Raw genomic sequence first — 12,124 nt, forward strand, 5'->3', positions numbered from 1 at the left:
TAGTTGACCCGTTAGCTGCTTGTGCTGCACTTCCAAGTCCTAATGCTTCAACTAATAATTTAGCAAATTGTTCTCTTGTTACTTTATATTCTTCATGATATTTTCCATCTTCAAATCCATTTACTACTCCAAATGAATATAATCTTTCTACTGCTTCTACTACTTTTTTATCTGTATCTTCATTCATTTGTGGAGCTGCTGCAAAAGCTGCACCCATTGAACCAAATGCTAATGCACCTGCTAATGCTACAGATAAAACTTTTTTAGTATTTTTCATATTATTTATTCCTCCTTAAACTTAAGATGTCATTCCCCTTTTGCTGATATAGGAGTTTATTTTCCTCGTCTACAAATCCTATTATACACATCTAACCCCTTAATATCAATTACAAAAATATTACAGTAATATTAATAAATTATTACATACAAAAAAACACTTGGGAAAATCCCAAGTGTTTTTTAATTATTGTCAACTAATTCTTATTCTTCAACAACAACAACCATTTCTACATCGCCATCATTGATTATTACTCTTACCTTAGCTTCATCATCTATATCTCCAGAGTCACCTCTCTTAACTTCATCATACTCATTATCGTCAAGAGTTAATACGTAAACTCCAGTTTTAGAATCAATCTTGTAAGAATTTCCATTTTCTAATGTTATAACATCATTCTTAAACTTCTTAACTTTTCCAGCATCCATTGTGTAGTCTGCATCTATATCATTAACTTTATCAGTATTTGAATGATCATTATCATATACAGCTCTTACAACTGTCTCTATTTCTCCATCTTGATTAGTAGAGAATACTATAAAGTCTCCTTCTATAGTAGTTTTTGATTTATTAGCATAGTCTTCATCTACTATATAAGTTTTTTCAGTACCATCGAATAATTCAACATCTATCTTATAATCTCCATCGTAGTAGATATCTCCTTTAACATATGCACTGTGTCCATCTGAACTTAAGTCATAATTATCAGTAAATACTACGAAATCAGCATCTACATCATTATCTTCATCTGTAACTATTACAGCTCTTAAATTATCAGAATCCTTAATAGTTGAATCTTTTATGTCAGCCCATTTTACTAATTCTGGCTCTACCGCATCTTTATCATCTTTATCATAATATCTCATGATTACAGTATCATCTGAAATGTAGTATTTCTTACCATCAGCTTTAATGTAATCTTTTTCATCATCAAATTCTGTTACATGTACTTCTATAGCATCTTTACTATCTGCATCTAAGTCAGAAGCCTTAACAATTACTTCATAATCGTCAACATCTATTTCTCCATCTTTTGTTAATTCATATTTAACTATATCACCTTTTTTAAGTTCTTCGATTTTACTATAAGCACTATGTTCACTTATATTATCATCAAACTTATAAGTTACACCTTTACCTTCTTTAGTGTATAACTTAATAGCATCATCTCCAGAAGATAAGAACCCATCTTTATCTAATATTGCATAAAGAGAATCAGAAGATGCATTAACATCTGCAACAACGTGTCTTATTTCCCCTTTAATATCTAAGTATGCTTTAACATCTTTCTTAGTAGCATCTTCTAAATCTTTTGAAGTAGCAAAGATTGTTGGTTTATCGTCGTCATCTAAAGAGTAAGTTAAGTTGCTTGCATTATCATACTCTTTTCCTGCTATATTCATATTATCTTTTCTAACTTTATCAAGTTTACCTTCTATCACATTTCTAACTACGTAAACATAAGTATACGTATCTCCATCTACTTCGTTTACATCCTTAGCGTAAACTAAGTCTCCTATCTTTATATCATCAAAGCTTATTTCTTTTCCATCTAAGAATATCTTGTATCCATCTTCTTCATCAAAGTCTACTTTGCTGTTATCTACTGTTCCTTTTAATCCTTTGATATATTTCTTATCTTTATTGATTTCTTTTACTATTACTGCTTCATCCTCAAAATTAACAGCATCAATAAAAGATATATCACCTTTATCATCTAATACTACTCTTGCATATAATCCTTTTAAAGCTTTTAAATCATTTTCATCATCAACATCTACATCTGATTTCGATTCATTATTTATATATAAAGTAGCATTATCTTTAACATCATAATCTTTATCTTTTCCATCTTCAAATTGAATAGTTATTTCTTTTTTATCTTTGTTATAGCCTGTAACTATACCTGTAACCATATCGCTTTCATCTGTAGTTACATCAACATAAACTACCTCATCATCATCATTTACATAAACATCTGCTTCTAATCCTAGTAAATTAGTAGTTTCAATGCCTTCTTTAACTTCTACTTCTTCAGTAACTGTTTTGTCATTTTCATCTTTATACTTTACTTTTATTTCATTTGCTTTTAATGAATCATCTACTTTTGCTACCGCATCTATAGTTACTTCTTCTAATTTATTTACCTCTAATTTTTCTTCTAATAAAGTTTTTCCAGATTTTTCGAAGTTGTTGTCATCTCCAAATGTTTTTTGTGTTACTGTTTCTGCATCTAAAGTGTTGTCAACCATTACAGCTACTGCTCCTCTGTCAGCAGATCCATTAGTAACTCTAACTCCATCAGTTATATCTTCTTCAGCAGCTTTTCCTATGTAGTTTGATGGCCAAGTTCCTTTTAAGAACTCATCTTTGTATCCTAACGCTCTAACAAGCATAGTTACAGCTTCTGCATAAGATACTTCTTTTTCTGGTTTGAATGTTCCATCTGCATATCCTTTGATTAATCCTTGACCTGTAGCAACAGCTATATATCCTGATGCCCAGTGATTAGCATCAACGTCAGCAAATGAAGTAGTTGATTGTCCTACTACTCCTCCAAGTCCTAATGCTTCAACTAATATTTTAGCGAATTGTGCTCTTGTTACCATCATTTCTTCATGGTATTTTCCATCTTCCATTCCGTTGATGATTCCAAATGCACTTAATCTTTCAACAGCTTCTACAACGTTTTTGTTTTCAATTCCTTCAGTTAAATTTCCTGCAGCAAAAGCAGTTCCCATTGTACCGAATGCTAAAGCACCAGCTAATGCAACAGAAAGAACTTTTTTAGTATTCTTCATATTATCCTTTCCTCCTCAATAACAATATGTATTTTATTAACTAGCCTTACCTTTATAGGTAATAATTGGCCTAGTTTATTACATATGGAAATTATATCATTGTAATATTTTCTAGTCAACAAGTTGAAATAGTTTTGTAATGAATTTGTAATATTTCATCGTTATTGCTAAAATTTTGTGAGTTGACCATGTTTTTCCTTACAACACTTATTATATTCTATAATATGGCAAATGTGTATTACAGAATTGTTACAAATATGTTAAAAAATTATTTCACTGATGCTTTGATAAATTCTCTAAATAGAGGTTGTGGTCTTGTTGGTCTTGACTTGAACTCTGGATGGAATTGTCCTGCTACAAACCATGGATGATCTTTTAGCTCTACTATCTCAACTAATCTTTCATCTGGTGATATTCCTGATATTACAAGTCCTGCTTTTGTAAGTACATCTCTGTATTCGTTATTAAACTCATATCTATGTCTATGTCTTTCATATACTAAAGCTTCACCATAAGCTTCATATGCTTTAGTTCCTTCATATATTTTGCATGGGTATACTCCAAGTCTCATTGTTCCGCCCATTTCTTCTATATCTTCCTGCTCTGCCATTAAATCTATAACAGGGTATTGAGTTTCTGGATTTAGTTCTGATGAGTGAGCATCCTTCATACCTACAACATGTCTAGCAAATTCAACTACTGAAAGCTGCATTCCAAGACATATTCCAAGGAAAGGTACTTTGTTTTCTCTAGCATATTTTATAGCAGATATTTTTCCTTCTATTCCTCTATCTCCAAATCCACCAGGAACTAATATTCCATCTGCATTTTTTAATATTTCTTTTGCATTATCATCATTTACATCTTCAGAATTTATCCAATCTATTTCTACCTTTACATCATTATATATTCCTGCATGCTTTAACGATTCAGCTACAGATATGTACGCATCTTGAAGCTCTACGTATTTACCAACAAGTGCTATTTTAACGGTTTTCTTAAGATTTTTTTCTTTTTCTACTATTTCTATCCAATCTTTTAAGTCATGATCTTTTGCATTAAGCTTTAAATTATTAACTACTATTTGATCTAATCCTTCTTCTTTAAGCATTAGAGGTACGCTGTATAAAGTTTCGGCATCTAAATTTTGAATAACATGATCTGGCTTTACATTACAGAAAAGTCCTATTTTTTTCTTCATATCCTCCGATAAAGGCTTTTCTGATCTACAAACTAATACATCCGGTTGAATACCTATACTTCTAAGCTCTTTTACTGAGTGTTGAGTTGGCTTTGTTTTTAGTTCTCCTGATTTTGCAAGGTATGGTACTAGTGTTACATGAATGTACATTACATTTTCTTCACCAGCATCATATTTAACTTGTCTTATAGCTTCAAGGAATGGAAGTGATTCTATATCTCCTACTGTTCCTCCTATTTCTGTTATAACTACATCGAAGTTTCCTTCTTTCCCTACTCTATATACTCTGTCTTTTATAGCATTAGTTATATGAGGTATAACCTGAACTGTTGCTCCCAGATAGTCTCCTCTTCTTTCTTTATTAAGTACTGACCAATATATTTTACCAGTAGTTACACTTGAGTTTTTAGAAAGATTTATATCTACGAATCTTTCATAGTGTCCAAGATCTAGATCTGTTTCTGCTCCATCCTCTGTTACAAATACTTCTCCATGCTGATAAGGAGACATAGTACCTGGGTCTATATTGATATATGGGTCGAACTTTTGAATAGTAACATTAAGTCCTCTCGATTTTAAAAGTCTTCCTAAAGATGCTGCTGTTATTCCTTTACCAAGTGATGATACAACCCCACCTGTAATAAATATGTACTTAGTAGCCATAATATTCCTCCTTTTACCTTTTGTCTTAAGTATTTCCTTTTCTTCCATTTTAATAAGTCTTTTTTACTAACAACTACATTGTGTGTATGTAAAATATGAGTGAATGCTTATAACTATTTTGTAAAAAAACTTGCTAAACGTATGGAAGCTTCAATGTTTGAGCGTTAGTGAGTTTTGAAGCTTTAGGATTTATTTATGGAGTGCAGCTTAGTTTTTTCAAAATAGTTATTGCAGTAACGTTATTTTACATACACACAGCTTTTTCACCCTTTTTACTCAAAAAAAGGGGTAGGTCACCCTAGGAAAGGGCGACCTACCATTTATTGATGGAGCCACCCTTCCGGGTAAGGCTCTGTACTTTTCAATTTACAATAACTATGCTATTTTATCACTATTTACTTAGTATTTCAATAGCTTTTTTTAGTTGATTATCCATTTCATCAGAAAGCATAAATTCTGTAAATTTTTCATTTAACTTTTTAAGTGTTGTAATATCTGCTGTTCCATAAGGATATAACTTGTTATCACTTTGGAAACTTTTCACTGCATCAAATGTAGAATCTAAAAACATTCCTTTATTATCAGTTATTTTATATCCTAAAATATTTAATCTTTGTTGAAGTGCTAAAACATCAAGTCCTGCATCATTTTTAGATAGTTTTTTATCAGTAGTTAAGGTTATCAATTCATCCTTATTTATATCATTAGAATATCTAGGTGCTTCAATATCAGGAGTAAGTCCTGTTCCATTTATAGTTCTATCTGATGGAAGATAGTATTTTGCTATTGTTAGCTTTATACTTTCTCCATTTTTTAAATTTAATACTGTTTGAACTGTTCCTTTTCCATAGCTTTTCTTTCCTATAAGTGTTCCAGATTTAGTATCTTGTATAGCTCCTGCTAGTATTTCAGATGCTGAAGCTGAACCATTATCAATTAACACTGCAACCTTTTCAAATGCAATTTCTCCTTTTGATTTGTATTCAGTAGTATTTCCTTTTTTATCTTTTATGCTTACTACTTTTCCTTTTGGAACAAAATACTTTGATACTTCTACTACATCTCTAAGCCCTCCACCAGGATTGCCTCTTAAATCTAAAACTAATCTTTTAACTCCTTCTTTTTTTAGACTCTTTACTGCACTTTCTACTCCTTCAACTACGTTTGAATTAAATTCAGATATTTTAAGATATCCTAAATCACCTTTTATAACTTTATGTTTTACAGGGTTTATTTTTATTTCATCTCTTATAATTGTTACATCAAATTTATTTCCATCTCTTTCTATAGTAAGAGTAACCTCTGTTCCTTTATCTCCTTTTATCATATTTACAACAGGTCCTACTTCTTTAACTTCTCCAAATTCTTTATTGTCTACTGCTGTAATTATATCCCCTGGCATAATACCTGCTTTTTTAGCTGGAGAACCATCTAATGGTTCTATTATTTTTACTTTTCCATCTCTTAGCCCTATTAAAGCACCTATTCCATACATTTTTCCTTGTACTTCTTCAGTAAAGCCTTTATTTTCTTTTTTATTCATATAGATACTGTGCTTGTCTAGTTTTTCAAACATACCCTGTATAGCCCCATCATAAAGCTCATCTTCAGTAATTTCATCTGCGTAATTGTTCATTATGTAATTTTTCACAGCATTAAAAAATTCTTCATTTTTAGCAAACTCTTCTCCAAATGCAGTATTTGAAAATAATAGTATAGTTATAAATAAAGATGCTAAAGTTTTTTTGAATATTTTCATACGTCAAACCCTCTTTCCATTTATTAGATGTAAAAATAATACAAAATACCCTTTCATTATAGCACACTTTTGATGTATCCTAATATATATAACGAATATTGGAGGTGTATTATGAAGAGGAAAATATTAGCCTTATCACTTATAATTCTTTTATTTTTAAGTGGCTTTGCATTCGGAAGTGGCTATAACAAGAAAATAACTGCATATTTTTATAATATTAAGGTATCACTTAACGGAAAATCTATTGACTTCGCTAATGAACCTTTTATTTATGAAGATACAACTTATGTTCCTTTAAGAGATATATCAGAAAGTCTAGGTGTAAATGTTTATTGGGATAATCAAAGTAAAACTATTTATATGCACAGTGATGATACGAGCTATAGCAATAACAAATATGAACTAGAAATACTAAAAAGTCAATTAAGAGAAAAAGAAAAAGAGATTGAAAAGCTTAAAGATGATGATGACGATAATTTAGAAGATTTAGAGGATGAGCTTGAAGATGATTACGATGAATATACTAAAGGAAACAAAGATTTAGAGTTTACATATTCATTAAGCCAGCTTTCTAATGATAATATAAGAGTTAAAATGTACGGAGATTTTGATAGAAAATCTTCTGCTTGGGATGATAGAGACAATTCTGAATTTAGAGATTTCATAGAGGATATTTGTGATGAAATAAGAAAAGAGTTTAGAGAAGATATAGAAGTTATAGTTTATGATGAAGATAAAGACAGATGTGCTGAATATAAATATGATTATAGTGATAAGGATCTTGAAAAAAAATATGAGTATTAATGGTTTATTTTACAAAAATAGGTTTATATCATTTTAGATATAAACCTATTTTTATTAATATTAAAGATTCTAGTGAGTATATATAACTAGTGTGTTTCTTTATACAATTTATCTATATCTTCCTTTGATAATCCTGTCGCATTTAATATTTGTTCAGTATCCATATCCATTAATATTAGTTTTTTTGCTATATCTATTTTAGCTTTTTCTTCTCCTATTTTTTTTCCTTTTTTAATTCCTTTTTCCATTGCATTTTCCATTCTACTAATTCTGTCATGTAATGCTTTTTCTCTCGCTTCGTAAATTTCTCTCATTTTAGGATCACTACTTAGATATTCAAGTCTTTTTTCTGCTCTTTTGATATCAGCATCCATGGCAATCAGCTCCTTTAATTCTTCTTCACTTATATCTTGGTTAAAGAATGTAAGCCACCTTTGAAGCTTATCTTCCTTTAGATTTTTATTAGGAAGTTCTCTAAATTTTGGTATTTCTATGAAATGTATTTCTACTAAATCCGTTAACATATAGTCTTTAATTTCATCTTCCCATAAATGAAATTTTGAGTGGAATTTGTCTATTTCTAAATATTTAAAATCTAATATATTTATGGTTATTACTTTATTTAACTTATTATAGTTTTGTCCTTTTTTTAGTTCTTTACTATAAAGTCTTGACCAATAAAATAAAGTTCTTTTTTCCATATTATGCTCATCTGTTAATTGTACTTCTATATCTATTTGAGTTCCATCTTTAGTTTTTGCTCTTACATCCAATATTCCTTCTTTATCATCTATCATTTCTCTAGTTAAATCTTTATTATCTAATATTTCAACACTTACAAGTCTTTCTCTATCTTTTTTGTCTAATACAGAATTAAGAAATGCTATTAGATTATCTTTTACTTCATTTTCACCAAATAGTTTCTTAAATACAAAGTCGTTTAGAGGTTTAAATCTCTCCATTTAAAATCACCTCACAATCATTTATACTTATATTATATCATAGTAAGTATATAATATTTTAGATATTTGTTTTTAATTAGAAGGGAGGCTTTACTTTGGATTATAATGAGCTTAATTTAAATGGTGATGATAATATAATAAGAACATTGTTTTTTACTGATGTTCATATTAGCGGAAGAAATCCTCGAGCTAGAAAAGATAATTTTTTAGATACTGTTCTTGATAAATTAAATCAAATAGTAGCTTTATCAGTTCAAAAAAAATGTGACTTTGTATTATTTGGTGGAGATTTATTTGACAGTCCTAGTATTTCTAATGCTGTTGCAGGAAAAACAGCTAAGGTATTTAGAAATTTTAATAGAGTTATAGGTATTGCAGGAAATCACGATTTATTTGGAAATAATATAGAAAATATAAAAGCTACTCAATTAGGTTTGTTTGAAAAAGCAGGGCTTATAGATCTTTTGTACAAAGGAGAAAGGCTTATTGTTAATAAAAATGATTTAAAGCTTCAAATAACAGGTACTCCATCTCACTTTGGAATAGATGAGGAAAATATAGAAGATGATTATGTTGTAACTGAAGTTGAAGAAAATGTAGACAAGTCTATTCATATTATCCATGGCATGCTTATGGAAAAGCAAATAAATCCTCATATGAAGATAGTAACAATAGATGAAGTATCTCACACTAAAGCTGACCTTACACTAACAGGTCACTATCACAGAGGCTTTAGTCCTATAAATATAGATAAAAAATTCTTTGCAAATCCAGGATCGCTCTCTAGAGTATCGGCAGATATAGGTGAAATTAATAGAAGGGTTGGAGTATTATATATAGAAATATCTAAATATGATATAAAGCTAGAATTCATACCTTTAAAGCAAGAAGTAGGAGAAAATGTATTAGATAGATCTCATATAGAAAAAAATCAATACAAGGAAATCAAAATAGAAGAATTTATGAGAGAAATAAAAGTAGCTTCTACAATTGAATCAACAGATATTAAAAACATAGTAAGAAAAATAGCTGATAATAAGGAGCTTAATAAAAAAGTTATAGATTATGCTTTAACTAAGCTTTCAAAGGCTGAGGAAAATCTTTTAGAAGAATAAAGGTGATACCATGAAATATATAAAAGAAATAAATATAAAAAACTTTCAAAGCCATAAAAATACTAATTTAGAATTTGTAAATGGTCTTAATACAATAATAGGAGAATCTGATAAAGGTAAATCAGCAGTAATTAGAGCTATAAAGTGGGTTCTTTTAAATGAACCTCAAGGGAATGGTATGGTAAGACAGGGAACTAATGAATGCAGTGTAACACTTGTTCTTAATGATAATACCAAAATAACTAGAATAAAAAAACTAAGCGGAAAAAAGAAGATAACATCAAAAAATATATATAAAATAGAGTATCCTGATGGAACTATCTCTGAAAATGAAAATTTTGGAGTTGATTCTGTTCCTGAAGTATTAAATGCTTGTGGAATAAAAATTTTAAGAATAGATAAAGATTTAACTGAAACTCCAAACTTTTTATTTCAGCTAGAAGCTCCTTTTTTAATATCCTCAAATGGTTCTGCTCGTTCTAAAACAATAGGAAAACTTATAAATGCAAATTTATTTGACTCTGCTATACGAGATATAAAAAATGATATTTTGGATATAGGAAGAAAAACAAAGGAAAAATCAAATGAATATGATATATTAAATGAACAGCTAAAACAATATGAAGATATTGAAGAAGAAGAAAAAAAATTAAAGGAAATAGAAAAGTTAATAAACTCATACGAACATATAGAAAAAAATATAGAAAAGCTAAAAAAATATATCACTTCCTTTGAATATATAAAAAACGAAAAAATAAAATGTAAAAATACTATAGATTCTTTAGTTAATATAGAAAAAAGCGAATTATATCTAAAGGACTTAGAGCTAAAATACAGAGAAAATAAAGATTTAAACAGAATAAATATAAGCTTAAATAATATCTCTAAAAATAAACAAGAATTAAAAAATATAATAAATAAGCTTGAAAATATATATGAAACTGAAAATATTTATAAAGTTTTAAGCAATAATATTGATATTTTAAATAAAATATTAAATCTAAAAAATAAAATCAATAGTCTAAATAAACAAAAAATATTATTAAACAAAACAATAGATAACCTTAAAAATATTAATAATGCAAATGATTTATATATAAATCTTGAAAATACTAATAAAAAGATAGATGTATTAAGTAAATTAAACAAGGAAACAAGTTTAATTAAGAATGAAAAAAACAAACTTAAAAACCAGATTGCAAGTTTACCAGATTTTAATGATTTAGATAACCTGTATAATAAATATATGGATATACAATCTAAAATAGAAAAACTAAAAGAAGTTAATAAAAACTATAAAGATACTAAAGAAAGAATAATAAAAGGTAAAAACTATATTAAAACAATAAATAACGAACTGTTATCATGCTCTAAGTCTTATTCTGATATGCTAAAGAGCATGGGCAAATGCCCTACTTGTTTTGGTGATATAGATAATAAAACAATAGAAAATATAATTTCAAATTTATAAATTAAAAGGAGGATACTAACATGAATGAAAAGCAACTTCAAGAGCTTAAAGATAAAATAGAAAAAGGCAAAATGACTAAATACAAAGCAGAAACTAGATTAGAAGAGCTTGAAAAACAAGAAAAAGTTCTAAAGGAAGAAATAATAAATCTTGGATATGATCCTGAAAAATTAGATGAAATCATACAAAAGCTTGAAAGTGAAAAGCAAGATTTAATAAATCAAATAAACGAAATGCTTCCAAATAATATTCCTACAATTTAGGAGCTGATATTATGAATCTAAATGAAATAAAAAATAGATATGCATCTTTTAGAGATTATATAGTATATAAAAAAACTATAAAAAATAAAATAGAAGAAGATATAAAAAGAATAGAAAATGAGATAGATAACTTAAAAATCCAGGAAGATACTTTTACTAAAGCTAAAATATTACTTGAAGAAAGTTCAATGTATGCTCGTGAGCAGATAAAATATCAATTCGAAGTTATGGTAACTAAAGCTTTACAATTTGTAACAGGAGAAAATATAGAATTCAAAATTGAATTTGAACAAAAAAGGGGTCGCCCTGAAGCTTCCTTTTATGTAGTAACTAAGCTAGATGATGATAGTGAAGTTAAAAACAATCCAGAAGAAAGCCGTGGCGGAGGAATTATTGATATTATTTCTTTAACTCTTAAATATTGTATGCTTCAAACTCACAATCCACCTATTGAAGGGCCATTTATATTAGATGAGCCTGCAAAGCATGTTTCTGAGGAGTATATAGTTAATGTTGGCAAATTTTTAAAAGAAATAAATACAGCATTTAATAGGCAAATTATAATGGTAACTCACAACACACATCTTTCAGAGATATCTGACAAAAGATATTTAGTTACTATGGAAAATGGAATATCTAATGCTACGGAGTATAATATTGAGTAAAAAAATTCGCTTCATGCTATCGCATGGCTCATGTCGCCAACGAGTCCTAACGGACTCCGTTGCTCAAAATAGTTGATATTGTAGTACTTTTAGTAATGTTATCCACAAGTTGAAAAATTTATAATATCCTATAGAGTAAAAAA

The 12,124-nt window shown here is 28.6% G+C and carries 10 protein-coding genes; 5 read left to right on the top strand and 5 right to left on the bottom strand.

Annotated features, from left to right (window positions below; all coding sequences use genetic code 11):
* The 4 genes from BUA77_RS11520 to BUA77_RS11535 all read right to left on the bottom strand — a co-directional run.
* A partial coding sequence (locus BUA77_RS11520; protein WP_143151357.1) for an S-layer homology domain-containing protein occupies nt 1–277 on the bottom strand: 277 nt, incomplete at its 3' end.
* Between the two features lie 203 nt (nt 278–480).
* Nucleotides 481–3,078: an S-layer homology domain-containing protein gene (locus BUA77_RS11525; RefSeq protein ID WP_072890354.1), complete on the bottom strand. Its 2,598-nt coding sequence runs from the start codon at nt 3,076–3,078 to the stop codon at nt 481–483.
* A 268-nt stretch (nt 3,079–3,346) separates the two neighbouring features.
* Complete coding sequence (locus tag BUA77_RS11530) at nt 3,347–4,942, bottom strand: CTP synthase (RefSeq protein WP_072890356.1); 1,596 nt, start codon at nt 4,940–4,942, stop codon at nt 3,347–3,349.
* A gap of 391 nt (nt 4,943–5,333) precedes the next feature.
* Nucleotides 5,334–6,701 (bottom strand): S41 family peptidase, encoded by a 1,368-nt coding sequence (locus BUA77_RS11535; protein WP_072890359.1) that lies wholly within the window; start codon nt 6,699–6,701, stop codon nt 5,334–5,336.
* A 111-nt stretch (nt 6,702–6,812) separates the two neighbouring features.
* On the opposite strand from BUA77_RS11535, the gene BUA77_RS11540 reads away from it, so the two are divergent.
* A complete protein-coding gene (locus tag BUA77_RS11540) occupies nt 6,813–7,505 on the top strand; it encodes a copper amine oxidase N-terminal domain-containing protein (protein WP_072890362.1) in 693 nt (230 codons plus the stop codon).
* An 86-nt stretch (nt 7,506–7,591) separates the two neighbouring features.
* Here the strand turns inward: BUA77_RS11540 and BUA77_RS11545 are convergent, their stop codons facing one another.
* Nucleotides 7,592–8,467: an Rpn family recombination-promoting nuclease/putative transposase gene (locus BUA77_RS11545; RefSeq protein WP_072890364.1), complete on the bottom strand. Its 876-nt coding sequence runs from the start codon at nt 8,465–8,467 to the stop codon at nt 7,592–7,594.
* A 95-nt stretch (nt 8,468–8,562) separates the two neighbouring features.
* On the opposite strand from BUA77_RS11545, the gene BUA77_RS11550 reads away from it, so the two are divergent.
* From BUA77_RS11550 to BUA77_RS11565, 4 genes are read left to right on the top strand one after another with little or no spacing between them, the layout of a single operon-like run.
* Nucleotides 8,563–9,582: a metallophosphoesterase family protein gene (locus BUA77_RS11550; protein WP_084605751.1), complete on the top strand. Its 1,020-nt coding sequence runs from the start codon at nt 8,563–8,565 to the stop codon at nt 9,580–9,582.
* A 10-nt stretch (nt 9,583–9,592) separates the two neighbouring features.
* Nucleotides 9,593–11,053: an AAA family ATPase gene (locus tag BUA77_RS11555; protein ID WP_072890366.1), complete on the top strand. Its 1,461-nt coding sequence runs from the start codon at nt 9,593–9,595 to the stop codon at nt 11,051–11,053.
* A gap of 20 nt (nt 11,054–11,073) precedes the next feature.
* Nucleotides 11,074–11,316 carry a hypothetical protein gene (locus BUA77_RS11560; protein WP_072890368.1) on the top strand — a complete coding sequence of 81 codons (243 nt, stop codon included), beginning with the start codon at nt 11,074–11,076 and terminating at the stop codon, nt 11,314–11,316.
* A gap of 11 nt (nt 11,317–11,327) precedes the next feature.
* Nucleotides 11,328–11,981, top strand: a complete 654-nt coding sequence (locus BUA77_RS11565) for an OLD family protein (protein WP_072890371.1) — start codon at nt 11,328–11,330, stop codon at nt 11,979–11,981.
* Nucleotides 11,982–12,124: the final 143 nt, after the last annotated feature.

Origin of the sequence: Tepidibacter formicigenes DSM 15518 (genome assembly GCF_900142235.1) — a bacterium.
Classification (GTDB): domain Bacteria; phylum Bacillota; class Clostridia; order Peptostreptococcales; family Peptostreptococcaceae; genus Tepidibacter; species Tepidibacter formicigenes.